The organism is Amycolatopsis sp. A1MSW2902 (assembly GCF_017312175.1).
GTDB lineage: Bacteria > Actinomycetota > Actinomycetes > Mycobacteriales > Pseudonocardiaceae > Amycolatopsis > Amycolatopsis nivea.
The window spans coordinates 361258-380996 of sequence record NZ_QJPO01000003.1 but is presented as its reverse complement, the minus strand read 5'-3'; the positions used below and the strand labels follow the sequence as shown (position 1 = coordinate 380996).

General features: G+C 70.1%; 11 protein-coding genes. All 11 read left to right on the top strand.

Annotated features, from left to right (window positions below; all coding sequences use genetic code 11):
* The first annotated feature begins 17 nt into the window (after positions 1 to 17).
* The 11 genes from DMP23_RS44880 (at position 18) to DMP23_RS44830 (ending at position 19733) form a co-directional block, all read left to right on the top strand.
* Positions 18 to 3689: a CARDB domain-containing protein gene (locus tag DMP23_RS44880; protein ID WP_337824869.1), complete on the top strand. Its 3672-nt coding sequence runs from the start codon at positions 18 to 20 to the stop codon at positions 3687 to 3689.
* 155 nt (positions 3690 to 3844) lie between these two features.
* Positions 3845 to 4129: a DUF1905 domain-containing protein gene (locus DMP23_RS44875; protein ID WP_037813387.1), complete on the top strand. Its 285-nt coding sequence runs from the start codon at positions 3845 to 3847 to the stop codon at positions 4127 to 4129.
* Between the two features lie 115 nt (positions 4130 to 4244).
* Positions 4245 to 6377 (top strand): N,N-dimethylformamidase beta subunit family domain-containing protein, encoded by a 2133-nt coding sequence (locus DMP23_RS44870; protein ID WP_337824868.1) that lies wholly within the window; start codon positions 4245 to 4247, stop codon positions 6375 to 6377.
* A gap of 28 nt (positions 6378 to 6405) precedes the next feature.
* The gene (locus tag DMP23_RS44865; protein WP_037812899.1) at positions 6406 to 7428 is read left to right on the top strand and encodes an LLM class flavin-dependent oxidoreductase; all 1023 of its coding nucleotides are present in this window, start codon (positions 6406 to 6408) and stop codon (positions 7426 to 7428) included.
* A gap of 220 nt (positions 7429 to 7648) precedes the next feature.
* Positions 7649 to 8767, top strand: coding sequence for a cobalamin-independent methionine synthase II family protein (locus tag DMP23_RS44860; RefSeq protein WP_337824867.1), 1119 nt, complete (start codon positions 7649 to 7651; stop codon positions 8765 to 8767).
* Between the two features lie 291 nt (positions 8768 to 9058).
* On the top strand, positions 9059 to 10327 hold the full coding sequence (locus DMP23_RS44855) for an ABC1 kinase family protein (RefSeq protein ID WP_337824866.1): 1269 nt from the start codon (positions 9059 to 9061) through the stop codon (positions 10325 to 10327).
* Entirely contained in the window at positions 10327 to 11259 is a 933-nt protein-coding gene (locus DMP23_RS44850) for a DUF1702 family protein (protein WP_337824865.1), read from the top strand. Before DMP23_RS44855 ends, DMP23_RS44850 begins: the two co-directional genes overlap by 1 nt.
* The gene (locus DMP23_RS44845) at positions 11256 to 13169 is read left to right on the top strand and encodes a CRTAC1 family protein (protein ID WP_337824864.1); all 1914 of its coding nucleotides are present in this window, start codon (positions 11256 to 11258) and stop codon (positions 13167 to 13169) included. The genes DMP23_RS44850 and DMP23_RS44845 overlap by 4 nt, the downstream gene beginning before the upstream one ends.
* Entirely contained in the window at positions 13166 to 14098 is a 933-nt protein-coding gene (locus tag DMP23_RS44840; RefSeq protein ID WP_337824863.1) for an enediyne biosynthesis protein UnbU, read from the top strand. Before DMP23_RS44845 ends, DMP23_RS44840 begins: the two co-directional genes overlap by 4 nt.
* Positions 14095 to 19305, top strand: coding sequence for a type I polyketide synthase (locus tag DMP23_RS44835; RefSeq protein WP_337824862.1), 5211 nt, complete (start codon positions 14095 to 14097; stop codon positions 19303 to 19305). The genes DMP23_RS44840 and DMP23_RS44835 overlap by 4 nt, the downstream gene beginning before the upstream one ends.
* A complete protein-coding gene (locus DMP23_RS44830) occupies positions 19302 to 19733 on the top strand; it encodes an acyl-CoA thioesterase (RefSeq protein ID WP_037812894.1) in 432 nt (143 codons plus the stop codon). Before DMP23_RS44835 ends, DMP23_RS44830 begins: the two co-directional genes overlap by 4 nt.
* The last annotated feature ends 6 nt before the right edge of the window (positions 19734 to 19739 follow it).

Below are 19739 nucleotides of genomic sequence, written 5' to 3'. Positions count from 1 at the left end.
GCGAAAGAAGAGATGCCATGACACGCATGCGTTTGTCCCGGCTCGTCACCGGATTCCTCGCCGCAGGGCTGCTCGCGGCAGGCCTCACCCCAGCCGCCGCGGCCGGCGGCCCCTCACCAGGTCCGGCTCCGAACGCCGCCGACGTGCCGTTGACGCGCACGGTCTCGGCGAGCAGCGTGCAGCCCGGCTATCCGGTCGCCAACGCCTTCGACGGCAACCAAGCCACCTACTGGGAATCGGCCAACAACGCCTTCCCGCAATGGATCCAAGCCGACCTCGGCTCCGTCAAGCCGCTCTCGCGGATCGTGCTGAAACTGCCTTCCACCTGGGAATCCCGCACCCAGACGCTCACCGTGCGCGGCAGCGCCGACGGCACGTCGTTCACCGACCTGATCCGCTCGACCGGCTACACATTCGCCTCCGGCACGGTGACCATTCCGGTGACCGCGTCCGCGCGTTACGTACGGCTGGACGTCACCGCGAACACGCAGTGGCCCGCCGCGCAGCTCTCGGAGTTCGAGCTGTACGGCCCGGACACCGGCGACACGCAGGCACCGACTGCCCCCGTGAACGTGACGCTGACCGAACCCGCCTCCGGGCAGGTCAAGCTGACCTGGTCGGCGTCGACCGATGACGTCGGCGTGACCGGGTACACCGTCTACCGCGACGGCACGCCCGTCACCACGGTCACCGGCACCGCGTTCACCGAGAACCGGCCCGCGGGCACGCGGATCGAGTACTTCGTCCGCGCCAAGGACGCGGCCGGGAACGAGTCCGCGGACAGCAACCACGTCGTCCGGGCCGGGACGCAGACCGGCCAGAACCTCGCCGCGGGCAAGCCGATCGAAGCGTCCTCGACGGTCGGCGCGTTCGCGGCCGCCAACGCGAATGACAACAACACGGGTACTTACTGGGAGTCTTCCGCAGGCTACCCGAACACCCTGACAGTAAAGCTCGGCGCCGACGCCGACCTGTCTTCCGTCGTCGTGAAGCTCAATCCGGAGCCGATCTGGGGCGCGCGGACGCAGAACTTCGAGATCCTCGGCCGCGCCCAGGGCGCAGGGGAGTTCACCACGCTGTCCGCACGAGCCGACTACCGCTTCGACCCGGCCGCCAACCAGAACATCGTGACGATCCCGGTCACCGGCCGCGCCTCGGACGTGCAGCTGCGGTTCTTCGCCAATTCCGGCGCACCCGGCGGGCAGGCCGCCGAATTCCAGGTACTCGGCACGCCCGCGCCCAACCCGGACCTGGTCGTCACCGACACGACCTGGACCCCGTCGAACCCGACGGAAAGCAGCGACCTCGCCGTGTCGGCGACCGTGCGAAACGCGGGTTCGGCCGCTGCCGCCGCGACGACGGTCAACGTCAGCCTGGGCGGCACCGTCCTCGGGTCCGCGCCGGTCGGTGCACTCGCCGCCGGAGCGTCCACCACGGTGACCGTGCAGGCGGGCAAGCGACCGCAGGGCACCTACCGGGTGGCCGCCACCGTCGACCCGGCCAACTCAGTGATCGAGCAGGACGAAACCAACAACACGTTCACCGCGCCGACGCAGCTGGTGATCGCGCAGGCCCCGGGACCGGATCTCGAGGTCACCGGCATCACGTCGAACCCGCCGAACCCGGCCGTCGGCGCGCCGGTGTCGTTCACCGTCGCCGTGCACAACCGCGGCACGAGCGGCGCGGGAGCCTCGGTGAGCCGGCTGACCGCCGGTGAAACCACTCTGAACGGCGACACCCCCGCGATCGCAGCCGGGGCCACGGCGAACGTCGCACTGGCCGGCACGTGGACCGCCGCGAACGCGACCCTCACCGCGACGGCCGACGCGACCGACACGGTCGAGGAAACCAACGAAGCCAACAACACGCTTTCGCAGGCGATGGTGGTCGGCCGAGGCGCGGCGCTGCCGTACGTGGAGTACGAAGCGGAAGCCGCGCAGTACCAAGGCCAACTGCTGGAGACCGATCCGCTGCGGACGTTCGGGCACACGAACTTCGCCACCGAATCGTCCGGCCGGAAGTCCGTGCGCCTGGCGAACCAGGGCCAGTACGTGGAATTCACCTCGACGAACCAGGCGAACTCGATCGTGGTCCGCAACTCGATCCCGGACGCGCCCGGCGGCGGGGGACAGGACGCGACGATCAGCCTGTACGTCAACGGCGCCTTCGCGCAGAAGCTGAACCTGTCGTCCACGCACAGCTGGCTCTACGGCACCACCGACGATCCCGAAGGCCTGACGAACACTCCCGGCGGCGACGCGCGACGGCTGTTCGACGAATCGCACGCGTTGCTGACGCAGTCGTACCCGCCGGGCACGAAGTTCAAGTTGCAACGCGACAACGGCGACACCGCCGCGTACTACGTCATCGACCTGATCGACCTCGAACAGGTCGCACCTGCCCTGCCGAAACCGGCCGGGTGCACGTCGATCACCGACTACGGCGCCGTGCCCGGCGACGGGATCGACGACTCGGCGGCGATCCAGCGCGCGGTCACCGACGACCAGAACGGCGTGATCAGCTGCGTCTGGATCCCGCCGGGCCAGTGGCGGCAGGAACGCAAGATCCTGACCGACGACCCGAACGTGCCCAACGGCGGCGGGCAGTACAACCAGATCGGCATCTCGAACGCCACGATCCGCGGCGCCGGGATGTGGTACTCGCAGCTGTACTCGCTGATCCAGCCGCAGGACGCGGGCGGCATCAACCATCCGCACGAGGGCAACTTCGGGTTCGACATCGACAAGAACGTCCAGATCTCCGACCTGGCGATCTTCGGCTCCGGCCGGATCCGCGGCGGCGACGGCGGGGCGGAAGGCGGCGTCGGGCTGAACGGCCGGTTCGGCACCGGCACGAAGATCTCGAACGTGTGGATCGAGCACGCGAACGTGGGCGTGTGGGTCGGCCGGGACTACAGCAACATCCCGGCGCTGTGGGGCCCGGCCGACGGACTGGAGTTCAGCGGCATGCGGATCCGCGACACCTACGCCGACGGCATCAACTTCACCAACGGCACGCGGAACTCGCGGGTGGTGAACTCGTCGTTCCGCACCACCGGCGACGATTCGCTCGCGGTCTGGGCGAACCAGTACGTGAAGGACCCGGCCGTCGACATCGCGCACGACAACGTGTTCCGCAACAACACCGTCCAGCTTCCGTGGCGGGCCAACGGAATCGCGGTCTACGGCGGGTACGGGAACAAGATCGAGAACAACCTGGTCTCCGACACGATGAACTACCCGGGCATCATGCTGGCGACCGACCACGATCCGCTGCCGTTCTCCGGGCAGACCTTGATCGCGAACAACGCCCTGTACCGCTGCGGCGGAGTGTTCTGGGGCGAACAGCAGAAATTCGGCGCGATCACGTTCTTCGCCCAGGGCAAGGACATCCCCGGCATCGTGCTGCGGGACACGGAAATCCACGATTCGACCTACGACGGAATCCAATTCAAAACCGGCGGCGGCTCGATGCCGGACGTGACGATCAGCAACGTCAAGATCGACAAGTCCAACAACGGCGCGGGCATCCTCGCGATGAGCGGCGCCCGGGGCAGCGCGGCGCTGTCGAACGTGACGATCACGAACTCGTCGACCGGCGACGTGGTCCGCGAACCGGGCTCGCAGTTCACGATCACCGGAGGCCCAGTCCCGGCGGCGGCGGCGCGGGGCCGGCGCGGGACGCGGTAAAGGGGGAGCGGTCCGGCGCCGGGACGGGTGACCGTTCCGGCGCCGGGCGTGCGCGCTCCCGGGTATTTCCGCGGATCCGCCGGTACCGTGTCGAAATCCCGCGGCCAGGTTCGTACCTCGAGGTGAACGTCCCGCCCGATCCGAAGGAGAACCCGATGAAGACCGGCGAACTCGACGAGAAATTCACCGCGACCCTGCGCAAGAGCCCGGCCAAAGGCGGCCACACGTACCTGATCTGGCCCGGGTCCGCGGAGTTCTTCGGCACCCGCGGCCTGGTGAAGGTCCGCGGCACCGTCGACGGCGAACCGTTCCGCAGTTCCTTCATGGCGCTCGGCGACGGCACCCACAAACTCCCGGTCAACGCCTCGCTGCGGAAAGCGATCGGCAAGGAGGCCGGGGACACGGTGACCGTCGTCCTGCTCGAACGCCTCGCCCGCTGAGCCGTTGGGCTGATCGGGTGGTAGTCCGGCCGCCGGGTAAACGCCCGGCGGGCGGACGAGCGTTTACCCCATCAGACGTGTGCGAGGGGACGCACACCGAACTCCTGGGGGAGACATGGGGATTCTCAGCGGCCGTCCGGCATTGCCGATCGCCGAAGCAGCGGAAGCACGTCCGGAAGCAGCGCTGGAAACCGGAGCGTTCGATCCGCACCAGCGCTGGAGCAGGCTCGTCGGCGGAGGCGACGGGATCGTCTACGCCGTGCAGGCGGACGGCGCCCTTTACTGGTACCGGCACCGGGGCTGGGCCACCGGCGCGTTCGACTGGGCCAACCAGGGCAGCGGGCTGCTGATCGGGTCCGGCTGGCAGGACTTCGTCACGGTGCTCGGCGATCTGAACGGCGTCCTTTACGGCGTGCGCGCGGACGGGACGGTGCTGTACTACCAGCGGCTCGTCACCAACCTGGACACCGGTGCGGGGAGCTGGGCCAACAACGGCACTGGGGTCGTCGTCGGCACCGGATTCAACGCCTTCCCGCGCATTTTCGGCGGACCGGGCGGCGTCATCTGGTGCGTGGACGCCAACGGGATCCTGTACCGGTCGCGGCGGATCAACGGCACCTTCGAAACTCCGCAGGCGCTCGGCGACGGGTTCAACGTCGCGCGCTATCTGTTCTCCGACACCGCGAACGTCATCTACGCGGTCAGCGGCACCGGCGCGCTCACCTGGTTCCGCTACCGAGACGGCAGCGGATGGGCGAACAACGGGCAGCCCATCGCGATCGGCGACAACGACTGGTTCGAGCTGTTCCGCCGGGACCTGTTCGCCGGCGGCGGCAACGGCGCGGTCTACCTCATCCGGATCGACCACTCGACGGTGCCGGGCGACGACGGCGATCTCGTCGAACTGCGCCTCACCAACCACGAGACGGTCGACACCGACGGCGGGCCGCGCTGGATCAACAACGGCACCGGGATCGTCGTCGGGCACGGGTTCACCGTCGAACGCAGCGCCGGGTTGCAGGGGTATCCGCAGCAGCAGAGCGTGCCCGCCGGCGGGCGGGTGTCCATCGCGCTGTCGACGGCGTTCAGCACGGTGACCGCGCAGCTCGTGCGCGTCGCGCCCGGCGGGGACACCCCGGAGGCGGTCACCGGCACGACCACCGTCACCGGCGGTCTGCAGATGGTGGGCGCGAACTACCGGTCCGCCGGATGCGGCTGGGCCGAGCGCTACGCCGCCGACATCCCCGCGACCTGGCCGTCCGGGGTGTATGCGGCGCGGCTGACCGGCCGGTTCGGCCGGGTGCAGCACATCCCGTTCGTGGTGCGGCCCGCGGCGCCCGCGCAGAAGATCGCCGTGGTCCTGCCGACCAACACCTACCACGCGTACAACGGCTGGAGCGGGCACGACCAGTACTCCGATGGCCAGGACGGCGTCCGGCGGGTGATCTCTTTCCTGCGGCCCAGCTACACCTGGCTGATCGCGCCGAAAGGCCAGTACGACCTGGAGCTCTACAGCGATCTGGAACTGCTGCGCTGGCTGAGCGCCGAGCAGGTCGGGTTCGACTGCTACACCGACCACGACCTGCACACCGGCGGCTGGCTCGAGGACTACAGCGCCGTCGTGCTCGGCTCGCACCCGGAGTACTTCTCGATGGCCATGCGCACCAACCTGGCCGGCTACCTCGCGGCCGGCGGCAGCGTGATCGCCACCGGCGGCAACCAGCTCTACGAACGCGCGGAGTTCGACGCCGCGGGCACCACGCTGACGTTCCGTGCCGCCGACGGCAGCCGCGACCTGTTCCTCGACCACTACGACCTGCCGGAGTCGCAGCTGCTAGGGGTGAATTTCGAATACGACGGCTGGATGACCTTCGCGCCGTACCGCGTGCTGCGCGACCACCCGTTCCTGGCCGGGACCGGCCTGACGGCCGGCAGCGAGTTCGGTGCGCACGGCCGCAACGGCGCGGCGAGCGCCTGGGAGTTCGACACCCTCCAAGGCCTCGACGGCGAGGTGCCGCCGAGCGGGGTCATCGCGCAGGGCACGAACCCGACCGACCGCGCGGGCGCCGCGATGGCGTGCAAGGAGCTGCCCGGCGGCGGTTTCGTGTTCAGCGCGTCGTCGCTGACGTTCAACGGCGCCGTCCGGGTGGACCCGGTGGTGGCGCAGGTGTTGCGGAACGTGGTCGACCGGGCACTCAGCCGTCCCGCACCGGCACATCTCGGCGCCGCGGCGGCCGCCGGGGAATGAGACGGGGTAGTTGAACGTTTGACGATGCGTGAAGAACATTGGCTTCCTGTCGTTCGGCCACTGGTCGCCGAGCCCGCACTCCGAGACCCGGTCGGCCGCCGACTTCCTGCACCAGTCGATCGACCTCGCGGTCGCGGCCGAGGAGCTGGGCGTCGACGGCGCGTACTTCCGCGTGCACCACTTCGCGCGGCAGGCGGGCAGCCCGTTCCCGCTGCTCGCGGCCATCGGCGCGCGGACGTCGAAGATCGAGATCGGCACCGGCGTCATCGACATGCGGTACGAGAACCCGCTGTACATGGTCGAGGACGCCGGTGCCGCCGACCTGATCTCGCGGGGCAGGCTCCAGCTCGGCGTGAGCCGGGGATCCCCCGAGCAGGTGATCGACGGCTGGCGGTACTTCGGCTACGCCCCCGCGGAGGGCGAGACCGACGCGGACATGGCCCGCGACCGCGTCGAGGTCTTCCTGAAGCTCCTCGAAGGGGAGGGCTTCGCGAAGCCCAACCCGCGGCCGATGTTCGCCAACCCGCCGGGCCTGCTCCGGCTCGAACCGCACTCCGAGGGGCTGCGCGACCGCATCTGGTGGGGTTCGGGCTCGAACGCGACGGCCGTCTGGGCGGCGAAACTCGGCATGAACCTGCAGAGTTCCACGCTCAAGGACGACGAGACGGGCGAACCGCTGCACGTCCAGCAGCGCAAGCAGATCGAGGCCTACCGCGAGGCGTGGAAGGAGGCGGGCCACGAACGCGAGCCGCGCGTTTCGGTCAGCCGCAGCATCTTCGCGCTGACCAACGACCTGGACCGCGCGTACTTCGGCAGCGACCGCAACTCGCGCGACCAGATCGGCATGATCGACGAGAACACCCGGGCGATCTTCGGCCGCTCGTACGCCGCCGAACCGGACGAACTGGTGCGGGAACTGAAGGAGGACGAGGCCGTGCAGGCTGCGGACACCTTGCTGCTGACCGTGCCGAACCAGCTGGGTGTCGACTACAACGCCCATGTGCTGGAGAGCATTCTGACGCACGTCGCTCCGGAACTGGGCTGGCGTTAAACGCACGCTGATCGAGGGGGCGGCGGCTGGAACGGGCCGCGGCCCCCTCGGTTTTGTGTTGCTGGTGAAAATGCTTTTTGCGCTGTGCCAATAAAGTGCTTTTCTTGCCGAAGTGCCGTGTCAACACTTTCGAACGGGTAATGGCTCGAAAGAAGGAGAACGGCGTTCTCCGGTGGTTCTTTCCTGTTCCGCTCCGTGCCGCCGCTTCTAGGCTCGCCGCATGACCATTCCTTCCGAACCCATCGGCAGCGTCCCGCGTTCGCCCGAATTGCTCGGCGCTCTCGCCGCGCGCCAAAGCGGGCAGCTCGGCGACGCGGCCTTCGCCTCCGTTCTCGACCGGGCCGTCCGCGAGACCATCGAAACGCAAGCGGAGCTGGGCGCGACCGTGGTCACCGACGGCGAGCAGCGCAAACCCAGCTTCGTCACCTACCCGATCGCGGGCTCGGGCAACCTTTCCGCGGACGGCGTCGTCATCCCGTTCGCCGACGGCCACCAGCGGCAGCTGCCCTGTTTGACCTCCGGGCCGTTCCGTTACCAGGAGCACGCCGAGCAGTATGTGCGGGCCGCGCGGCAGTGCACGAATATTCCAGTGAAACAAGCGGTAATCGCGCCTTCCGCGCTGTCCCTGCTTTACCCGGCCTCGGGCATCGACGGCTATTCGCGCGAGAAATTCCTCGAGGACCTGGTCGACGGGGCCGAGGCCGATATCCGCGGGTGCCTCGACGCGGGCGCGCACGTCGTCCAGCTGGATTTCACCGAGGGACGCCTGTCGCTCAAACTCGATCCCAGCGGCCAGGTGCTGCGCGATTTCGTCGAGCTGAACAACCGGGTCCTGGCGAGGTTCAGCGAATCCGAGCGGGCGCGCATCGGCGTCCACACCTGCCCCGGCGGCGACCTGGACTCGACGCACAGCCTCGACGTCGACTACGCCGACCTGCTCCCGACGCTGTTCCGGCACACCGTCGGCAATTTCTACGTCCAGCTGGCCAGCGAGCCCGACCCGGAGCGGGTCCTGCGCGTCATCGCGGATCAGCTCAGGCCGGGAGTTCGCGTGTTCGTCGGGGTGATCGACCCGATCGACCCGCGCGTGGAGACGGCCGAAGAGGTGTGCGACCGGGTTCTGCGCGCTGCCCGCTATATCCCGGCGGAGCAGCTCGGAACCTGTGACGACTGCGGCTTTTCCCCGTTCGCGGACGACCAGTCGACCTCGCGGCAGACCGCGTTCGCCAAGATCCGCGCGCGGCTGGAAGGCACCGCGCTCGCGGCGGAACAGCTCGGCGTCGGTTTTCCCGCTGCCCGCACCGGCCAGGATGCGCACCAGGCCGCCGCTGTCGACTGATTATCGCGCACGGTAAGGCAAATCGCCCCGCGGTCGCTACGCACCGTGTTTTTCGGTGCCTGGATCGGGGCAGGCGAGAGTGCGGACGAGGCGGCGGCGGTGACCCGCGGCCGACCATGCGGAGGAAACCGGGCCGGATTCCCGGCCACGAAAGGGAAACGGCTTGCCCGGCCGGGTGCTTCTGGCCCGGTTTCGCTGGAACGGATGGTCCTGTAGTAACAGGGTGCATTTGCCGCGCTACTGGTTGTAACGTCGGTCGTCGGCAGTGCGGCCGGACGGCGAAGGGGAGAGATGACGTTTTCGAGAATCAGCGGCGGCGCGGTGGCGCTGCGGACGGCGCGGGCCTTGGCGGTCCTCGCCGGACGAACGCTGCTGCTGGGACCGGCGACGGCAGCGGCATGGCTGCGCGGCGAACGGTTCGACCGGGACGTCTGGCTGGCGGGCACCGTGGTGGCGCTGGGACCGGCGTTCGTGAAGGCGGCCCAGCTGTTGAGCACCCGGGCGGACCTCCTGCCGCCTCGCGTATGCCGCGCGCTTTCCCGGTTGCACGACCAGGTTCGCCCAGCGCCGCTGCGCACGATGCCGCCCGCGCTGAGGTTCGGCGCGGCCGAACCGCGGCTGGTCGGTGCGGGCAGTATCGCCTGTGTGTACCGGGTGGGCCTCCCGGACGGCCGGACGGTCGCGGCGAAAGTGCGGAGGCCGGGGATCGTCCGGTCCCTCTCGGCTGATCTCGCGATGCTGGAACGAGGTGCATGCTTGGCGGCCCGGCTGCCGATGCTGCGCGGGGTGCCGGTCAACGCGGTGGTCGCGCAGCTCGCCGAAAGCATTCGTGCGCAACTGGATTTCGCGCGGGAAGCGGAGCGGCTGGAAGGCTTCCGCGAAGCGCTCAGCGCCGCCGACGGAGTGACGGTGCCCGGAGTTCATCGCGGACTGTCCACTGAGGACATTCTGGTGATGGACTTCCTGGACGGCCTGGCGCGTCGCCGTCCGGAAGACCTCGGCGAGGAGGAGCGCCGGAACGCGGTGGTCACGGCGTTGCGCGCGGTGTACCGGATGCTGTTCCTGGACGGTGTGGTCCACTGTGATCTGCACCCCGGCAACCTCTACTTCCGGGAAGACGGCTCGATCGTCGTGCTGGACGCGGGTTTCACCGTCCAGCTGTCCGAGTCCGCGCGGGAGAAGTTCGCGGCGTTCTTCTATTGCATGAGCCAGGGCGACGGCGAAGCCTGCGCCGACATCGTGCTGTCGACCGCGACGGCACCGCCCGGGTCCGACCCCGCGGGATTCCGCGCCGAACTGTCCGCACTGGTGGAGGAGCACACCGGTCGCAGCGCCGCCGACTTCGACCTGGTTTCGTTCGCCGCCAAGCTGTTCGACCTCCAGCGCCGCCACGGCCTCCACGCCGATCCGCAGTTCGTGTTCCCGATTCTGTCCCTGCTGGTCCTGGAGGGCACAGTGCGCGAATTCCATCCCGACGTCGATTTCCAGCGCGAGGCCCGGCCCATGCTGGTCACCGCCCTGATGGAACGCGTCGTCGCCGTGCCCCAGGAAACGCGGTGATGCCCGGCGTCGTGGCCCGGGCGCTGCGCCAGGACAGGCGGCAGGTCGACTTCGGGCTGCGCCGGTTCCGGCTTCGTCCCGGCCCCGCCCGCGGTGTCCTGGAGGCGTCCGGGCGAGCGTTCCTGACCGGACTGAACGCCTCGGTCGAGCCGGGCCGGGACGCGCTTGGGCAGCGGGTGTCCGCGCTCGAACCGGAGTTGCGCGGGTTCGCGTTCGAGGGCGCGGGAATGGGCTGCGCCTTGCTGGACCTGCTCCTCCCGGCCCGGCGCGGGCGGGTCGCGGCCCTGCTGAACGGACCGGCCGCGGACTATCCGCACCTCGTGCACGTCGGCATCGGCTGGGCCTATGCGCGGCTGCGGCTGCGCCCGTCGCGGAGCGCGGGAACGGATCCGTTGCTGCGATGGCTGGCCTGGGACGGATTCGGCTTCCACCAAGGCTTTTTCCACACCGACCGGACAGTCGGCCGCCATCGCGTCGAACCCGGGATCGGGCCGGGACCACGGCATATCCGCGACCAGGGGCTCGGCAGGGCGCTGTGGTTCTGCGAATGCGCCGACCCCGACGGCGTCGCGCTGCGGATCGCGGAATTCCCCGTCGAACGGCAGGCGGACCTGTGGAGCGGAGTCGGCCTCGCCGCGACGTACGCGGGCGGTGCCGATGCCGGGGAGCTCGCCCGGCTCGCCGACCTGTCCGGGCCGCTGCGCGCGCATCTGGCACAGGGGTGCGCGTTCGCCTGCGCCGCGCGGCGGGTCAGCGGAATCGTGCCCGCGCACACCGACAAAGCGGCCGAGGTGCTGGCCGGGACCAGCACCGGCGCCGCCGCGGACTGGACCGACCAGGCGCTCGGCCGCCTGCCCGCTCCGTCGACGCTCGCGCACTACCAGCGCTGGCGCGCGGAAATCCGGTATCTCTGGGAGAGGAAGAGCCGATGAGGCCTTTTCTGCGCCGGCACCTCGCCCGCGTGGTCGCGTTGTTCGGCTGCGCGGCGGTGTTCGCGTTCACGGTCGTTCCGCAGTCGTCCTCAGCCGAGGAAACCGAGCTGGCGCACCAGTTTTCGTTCGCCGCCGCGCCGGTCAGCCCGGACAACGCGCCCGGCGGACGGCACGTGCGGACCGTCGCCCCGGCCTACGAACAAATCCGGTCGTGGATCTCTTCCGTGGGCGCGGCGACCGCCCTGTTCGCCGCGGACGGCGGCCCGGTCGCGCACGACATCTGCCTGGTAGACCCGCGCACGGACACGGTCACCGTCGAGCCCGCCCCTGGCACCGGCGCGCGATACCAGCCGTTCGCGCTGACGCCGTCAGGGCTGGAGATGCCGTCCTTCGCGGCTCCGATGGGCTGCCTGCCCGCGGACGTCGACGAGAACGGCCGCCAGGACGTCGTCGTCTACTACTGGGGCCGTTCCCCGGTCGTCTTCGAGCGCCTGCCCGGGGCCGCGCCGTCCGCGGCCGCGTTCCGCGCGCGCGAACTGGTCAGCCCGTGGCAGGTCTGGAACACCAACGCCGCCACCATCGGAGATTTCGACGGCGACGGGCACACCGATCTCGCCTTCGGCAACTATTTCCCGGACGGCGCACGCGTGCTCGATCCGACCGCGCACCAGCCGGAACTGACGATGAACGATTCGCTGTCGCACGCCGCGAACGGGGGCACGCTCCGGTTGTTCCGCTCCAGCGGAGCCGGGCGGTTCGCCGAGGTGCCCGACGCTTTCCCGCCAGAGACGCGAACCGGGTGGGCGCTCGCGCTCGGCGCCCAGGACATCGGCGGCCGAGGACTGCCGGATCTCTATGTGGCGAACGACTTCGGTCCTGATCACCTGCTGGTCAACGAGTCCGCTCCGGGCCGCGTCGCGTTCCGCACGGCGACTGGGACCAGGCACGCGACGACACCGAAATCGAAAGTGCTGGGCAACGATTCGTTCAAGGGCATGGGCGTGGCCTTCGCCGACCTCGACGCGAAGGGCGTCCCGGACATCCTGGTCAGCAACATCACCGAGCCGTACGCGTTGCAGGAAAGCAACTTCGCCTATCAGTCCACTATGGACCGCGCGCGGACAGCCGCCCGATTGCGCGAGGGAGTGGCACCCTACGACGATCACAGCGAGGACCTCGGCCTGTCCCGCACCGGATGGTCGTGGGACGTCAAAGCGGCCGACTTCGCCAACGCCGGTTCCGACGAGGTCATGCACGCGACCGGGTTCGTCGCGGGCGAGGTGAACCGGTGGGCGCAACTGCAGGAGACCGCGATGTCGAACGACCTCGTGCTGAGCCACCCCGCGTTGTGGCCGCGATTCACCGAGGGAACCGATCTGTCGGGGCATGATCACAACTCGTTCTTCGCCCGCGGCGCGGACGGCCGCTACGTGAACGTCGCGGACCGGGTCGGAGTCGGGACCAACGCGGTGAGCCGCGCGTTCGCGGTCGGCGACGTGGACGGCGACGGGCGGCTCGACTTCGTCGTCGCCAACCAGTGGGCACCGTCCACTTTGTACCGCAACACCTCGCCGGCCGGTGCCTTCCTCGGACTGCGCTTGCGAAAACCCGTCGGCGGCACCGCGTGCAGGACAGGCGGGCCGGTTTCGCCTGCCATCGGAGCCGAGGCCGAGGTCGCCGCACCCGGTGGCGGGAAGCGGCTGGAACAGGTGTACCCGGCCAACGGGCACAACGGCGTCAACGCCCCTGACCTGCACTTCGGCCTGGGCAGCGAGCCGCCGTCCACGGTGCCGGTCCGCCTGGCGTGGCGAGACGGCTGCGGACACCGCCACGAGGGTTCGGTGACGCTTCCGCCCGGCTGGCACCAGTTGCGGCTCAACCCCGACGGCACCATCGAGGAGGACCGGTGACCAAGTCGCCGAGCGAACGCCGTTCCGCTGCCCTGCGCCGGTTCGGCGCGTCGATCACCGTGCTGACCGTGCTCGGGCACACCGTGCTCGGCTTCGAACAGGCGTATCTCACCCCGGTGGTCGCCGTGTTCGCCGCGCTGGCTGCGGAGATCGTGCTGGAGTCCGTGGAGGCCGCGGCCGCCGAACGTCGCCCGCGCTGCCTCGGCAAACCCGGTGCGGTGGTCGATTTCCTGCTCCCCGCCTACATCACCGGCATGGCGTGCGCGATGCTCCTGTACGCCAACGACCGGTTCATGCCGACAGTGCTCGCCGCGGTGGTCGGTGTCGCCTCCAAGTACGTCGTGCGGGTGCGGATCGGCGGCAAGAGCAGGCACGTGCTGAACCCGAGCAACGTCGGGATCGTGGTGGTCCTGCTGTTGTTCGGCTGGGTCGGCATCGCGCCGCCGTACGAGTTCACCGAATGGATCACCGGCTGGTGGGGCGCGCTCGTGCCCGCCCTGCTGCTGATCGCCGGGACCATGCTGAACGCCAAGCTCACCGGCAAGGTCCCGCTGATCCTCGGCTGGGTCGGCGGCTTCCTCGGCCAAGCGTTGCTGCGCGCGCTGTTCACCGATATTTCGCTGGTCAGCGCGGTGCTGCCGATCACTGGGACGGCGTTCGTCCTGTTCACCAACTACATGATCACCGATCCGGGCACCACGCCGTCCTCGCGACGGAACCAGGTGTACTTCGGGCTCGCCACCGCCGCGGTGTACGGCGTGCTCGTGCAGTTCCACGTCGTGTTCGGCCTGTTCTTCGCGCTGACGATCACCTGCGCGCTGCGGGCGGCGGTGCTCGCGATCGCCGCCCGGAAGAGTCCGCAATGGACGGTCCTGGTCCCGGCGCAGCGCACCGCCGCCGAGCCCGTCCCGGCCCGGGAGCCCGCATGACCCGCCGCGAACCCGGCGAGCCGATCGCGATCGTCGGGATGGCCTGCCGCTACCCGGACGCGGCCGACCCGGCGCAGCTGTGGGAAACCGTGCTCCACCAGCGCCGTGCGTTCCGGCAGTTGCCGCCGGGGCGCCTCGACCTCGCCGACTACTGGAGCGCCGACGCCAGCGTCCCCGACCGGACCTACAGCACCCAGGCCGCGGTGCTGGCGGATTGGGGGTTCGATCGGGAGGCGTTCCGGATTCCCGGCTCGACGTTCCGCGCCGCCGATCCCGCGCACTGGCTCGCCTTGGAAACCGCGGACCGGGCGCTGGCCGACGCGGGTCATCCGGCAGGCGCCGGCCTGGACGCGGACCGGGTGGTCGTCGTGGTTGGCAACAGCCTGACCGGCGAAGTGACCCGCGCCCGGACCCTGCGGCTGCGCTGGCCGTACGTCCGCGACGTCCTGCGCGCCACGCTGTCCGAGGTCGACCTCGCCGAAGTGGAAAAGCGGTACCTGGCAGCGTTTCCCGAGGTCGGGGACGAGACGCTGGCCGGAAGTCTCGCCAACACCATCGCGGGCCGCATCTGCAACCACTTCGGCTTCCACGGCGGCGGGTACACAGTGGACGGTGCGTGCGCCTCGTCGATGCTCGCCGTGATCACCGCCTGCCGCGCGCTGCGAGACGGTGGTGCCGATTTCGCGCTGGCCGGGGGAGTGGACCTGTCGCTCGACCCGTTCGAGCTGGTCGGCTTCGCCAAGACCGGCGCGCTGGCCGCCGAGGAGATGCGGATCTACGACGAGCGTTCGGCGGGCTTCTGGCCCGGCGAGGGCTGCGGAATGCTCGCGCTCGCCCGCGCCGAGCACGCCCGCGCGGCGGGACTGCCGGTGTACGCGGAAATCCTCGGCTGGGGCGTTTCCTCGGACGGCCGCGGCGGCATCACCCGGCCCGAGCCGGACGGGCAACTGCTCGCGCTGCGCCGCGCGGGCGAGATGGCCGGGATCGACCACGCCGAGATCGGGCTGTACGAGGGACACGGCACCGGAACGGCCGTCGGCGATCTGGTCGAGCTGACAGCGTTGAACCGGGCCCGGTCGGGGGCCAGGGCGGCCGCCGCGCTCGGCTCGGTCAAGGCGAACATCGGGCACACCAAAGCAGCTGCCGGGGCCGCTGGGGTGGTCAAAGCCGCGCTCAGTGTGTCCTCCGGGCTGCTGCCGCCGACCACCGGCTGCGCGACGCCGCATCCGGCGCTGGGGGAGACCCTGCGGGTGCTGCCGGCGGCGGAGCCCTGGCCGGACGGCCGTCGGCTCGCCGGGGTGAGCGCGATGGGGTTCGGCGGCATCAACACCCACGTCGTGCTGGGCTCTCCGGCGCGGACCCGGCCGGTGCGGTCGTCGGTGGCGGATCGGCCGACTCCGGAATTCGACGTCATCGCGGTCAGCGGACCGGACCCCGCTCTCGTCGCCGCCGCACTGACCCGGATCGCTGAGGCAGCACCGCGGTTGTCACGAGCCGAACTGCACGACCTCGCCTGCCAGTACGGACGCCGGGGCACCGCAGGGCCCGCCCGCGCCGCGCTGGTCGCCCACACCCCGGCCGAGCTGGGTTCTCTCGCCGCCCGCGCAGCAGCCGAGGTGCCGTCGCTGCCCCACGGTCAGCTCGCGGCATCCCCAGGCTGCTGGCTGGGCAACGCCGTACCAGGCCGGGTCGCGCTGCTGTTCCCCGGGCAAGGCGCGAGCGGCGCGGAACCAGCCGACACCACGCTCGCCCAGCCCGCGATCTACCGCGCCTGCCGAACGGCGCTCGCGCGGCTCGACGAGCTTGGCGTCAGCGCGAGCGCGGCGATTGGACACAGTCTCGGCGAACTGGCCGCGCTCACGTGGGCGGGCTGTCTGTCTGCCGAGGACGGTGAACGGCTGGCCATCGAACGCGGCCGGATCATGGGCAAATACGGCACCCCCGGCACCGGAATGCTCGCTGTCGCGGCGAGTGCAGATGAGGCGCAGGCGCTCTGTACCGGCACGGAGGTCGTGCTGGCCGCCGACAACTCCGCTCTGTCGCAGGTGCTTTCCGGCTCGGTGGCCGAACTCCGGACGGTGGCGGACACGGCCGAGCGGCGCGGTTTCCGCTTCGCCTGGCTTCCGGTGTCGCACGGCTTCCACAGCCCCGCCATGGCTCCCTGCACCAAGCCGTGGCGTGCTTTCCTCAAGGGCATCGTGCTCGCTCCGGTGCGGCGCACGGTGGTGTCCACTGTGTACGGCCGACCGCTCACCGACGAGGACGATCTCGGCGAACTGCTCGTCCGGCAGTTGTGCGCGCCGGTGCAGTTCCGGACCGCCGTACAGGCCGTCGACGCGGACTTGTTTGTCGAGGCGGGTCCCGGCCGTGCCCTGAGCGCCTTGGCTGGTCGGGATGCGGTCAGCCTGGACATCGGCTCATCCGGCGACCGGGCAGCCGCCGATTCCGTTGCCGCGCTGTTCGCCGCCGGAGCCGTCGCGAACCTCGCCCGCTGGTTCGCCGGACGCGCCGCGCGTCCCCTCGACCTCGACCACGAACCGGAGTTCCTGACGAACCCGTGTTCGGCAGCACCCACGGCGATCCCTGAACCGCGGGAAGCGCTCGACGCTGCTCCGGCTCGCGATGCCACGGCGACCGTCACCCGCTTGCTCGCCGAGGCCACCGAACTCGACGCAGCGCTCATCGGCTCCGACGCGCGCCTCCTCGCCGACCTCAACCTGAGTTCGCTGCGGGCAACCCAGCTCGTCGTGGAGGCGGCATCGGCGCTCGGCCGGACGCTCCCGTCGGTGTCGATGGCGTTCGCCGACAGCTCGGTCGGCGAGGTGATCGCGGAGATCGAACGGCTCCCGGAGACCGCGGAACCCGACGTGGAGACCCCGGGCGTGCGGCCCTGGACCGGCTGCTTTACCGAGGTCCTGGCCCCAGCCCGACCGGAACCGTGGCGTCCCACGGAAACCGTGTGCCTCGCCGACCCGGAAGACGTCGAGACGCTGCTCGACGCTGGGCGGAAAGCCCTGCGCCACCAGACGCTCGTGGTCGTGACGCACGACTGCGCGCTCAGCGGCTTCTTCCGTTCGCTGCACCAGGAACACCCCGGGATCGGCATCACCCTCGCTCAGGTCCCGGTCGGCACCGCGGATTTCTCAGCACTCCACGCCGAGCCCGGCCGATTCCGCGAACTAGTCCTCGACGAGGACGGTTCCTGGTACGAACCGCACGAGCAACTTGTCGGCGCGGAGCCGGACGAAACCCTCCTCGACGAGCAAGACGTGCTCCTGGTCAGCGGTGGCGGCAAAGGCATCGGCTACGAGTGTGCGCACGCCCTGGCCCGAAAGACGGGGCTCGCGCTCGCCCTTCTCGGCCGCTCTCATCCGGAGACCGACGAACTCCTCCAGTCCAACTTGGACCGGCTGAGGGCGGACGGGATCCGCGTCGCCTACGAGGCCGCCGACGTCGGCGACCCGGATGCCGTCGCGCTCGCCGTGGAAAAACTCACCGCCGAAACCGGCCCGGTGACCGCCCTGCTGCACGCGAGCGGCATCAACGAACCCGCCCGATTCGCCGACCTGACGCCCGACCGGATCCGCGCTCACCTGCGTCCGAAAGTCGCTGGTCTTCGCGCGTTGCTCGCCGCCGTCCTGCCGGACTCGCTGCGACTGCTGGTCACGTTCGGCTCAGTGATCGGGTCGGCCGGGATGGCGGGGGAGTGCCACTACGCGCTGGCCAACGGCCTCCTGCGCGCCGAGGCTCGGCAGCTCGCCCGGGAGTTGCCGTCCTGCCGAGTGCTCGACATCGCCTGGTCCGCGTGGTCCGGCGCTGGCATGGCCGAACGCATGGGCGCGGCGCAGACCCTCGCCCGCTCCGGTGCCACGCCGATCCCGGTCGAGGAAGGAACCGAGCTGTTCCTGCGGCTGCTGCGCACGCCGTCGACCCCCGCCGACGTGTCCGTGCACGGACGGCTCGGCGCGGAATTCCCGGCCGGAACCGGCCGCTTCCTGGAGCGGATCCGAGCAGGCCACCCCGGCGTCGAACTCGTCGCCGACGCTACCCTTTCCCTCCGCACCGACCCGTGGCTGGACGGTCATCGGGTCGACGGAGCAATCCTGCTGCCCGCCGTCGTCGGGCTGGAAGCCATGGCACAGGCCGCTTCCGTGGTCGCTGGCTGGGCCGTGACGACCGCGTGCGACGTCAAGTTCGACCGGCCGGTCATCATTCCCGACACCGGCGAGCACGTTGTCCGCGTCTGCGCGCTGCGAGACGGCGACGTGATCACCACCATGCTGCGTTGTGCCGAATCCGCTTTCCAGACAGACCACTTCACCGCCACTTTCCCCTTGTCTGCCAGCGAAAACACCGCGCCGCCACCGGTCGTCCCGGACCACGGCCGCATCGAGCCGACCGAACTGTACGACCGGCTTCTGTTCCACAAAGGACAGTTCCGCCGGGTCACCGCGGCAGCCGTCCCGGACCCGTGGTCCTGCCGGGCCACGATCACCCCGAACGACGAGCCCTGGTTCACCTCGGTACTCGGCGACCCGGCCGCCCACGACGCCACCGTGCACGTCCTCCAAGCCTGCGTCCCGACGCGTCGGCTGTTGCCCGTCGCCTGCGACCGCGTCGACTTCGACCCGTGCGCGGCAGGCCCGTGGCAACTCCGCGGCACCGAACAAGACGCCGCGGACGGCCGCTACACCTGGGACGTCGCGGCGACTGACGCGGACGGCCGCACCGCCGTCCGCTGGACCGGCTTACGCCTGGCCGACACCGGCTCACTGCCCGACGACCGGCCGTGGCCCGCGTCCTTGTTGTCCGTGGCGATCACGCGGACAGCGGTGGCCCTCGGACTCGATCCGTCGCTGCGAGTGTCGATCGGCGAACCGTTCAGCGTGGCTGCCGACAGCTCCTGCCCGGCCGCTTGTGCCTGGGAATTCGTGGAGCCACACGAACCACCAGACCCCAGGCTGCTCCGCGTGCTCTCAGGCCCGTGCGACGAACGGCCCGAACGCCTGGCCGCGCGGGTCTCGACAGTGACGCGGTGCCTGACCCAGGTGAGCGCGAGTCCTTCGGAGGCAAGGTTTTCCGGAGCGTACGACGGAGGCTGGCTCGTCCTCGCCGCCGGCCGCGCGCGGATCGCCTCCGCGGTGTTCACTGTGGACGGTTACCCGCTGCCAGTCGCGATCGCTCTGCTCACGGTCGGCGTCGCATGACCCCGGCCTACCGATACCGCCATCCCGTCACCCTGGAGGAGACCAACCTCGTCGGCAACGTCTACTTCGCGCATTACGTTCGCTGGCAAGGACATTGCCGGGAACGGTTCCTCGCCGAGCACGCGCCGGACGTCCTCGCCTCGCTCACCGACGGCTTCGCCGTGGTCACCACCGGCTGCGGCTGCGAGTACTTCGGCGAACTGACCGCCGGGGACGTCGTCGAACTGCGCATGACCCTGACCGAACTCGAGGGCCACCGGGTGGCGATGGCGTTCGACTACTACCGGACCGAGGTCGCGGTGCCGCAGCTGGTGGCGCGCGGGCATCAGTCCGTCGCCTGCATGACCCGCGGCCCCGCCGGACTCGAACCGGTCCCGGTTCCCGAGCAGCTTCGGACCGCCCTGACGCCGTACTTGAAAATCGCGTAGTAAGCT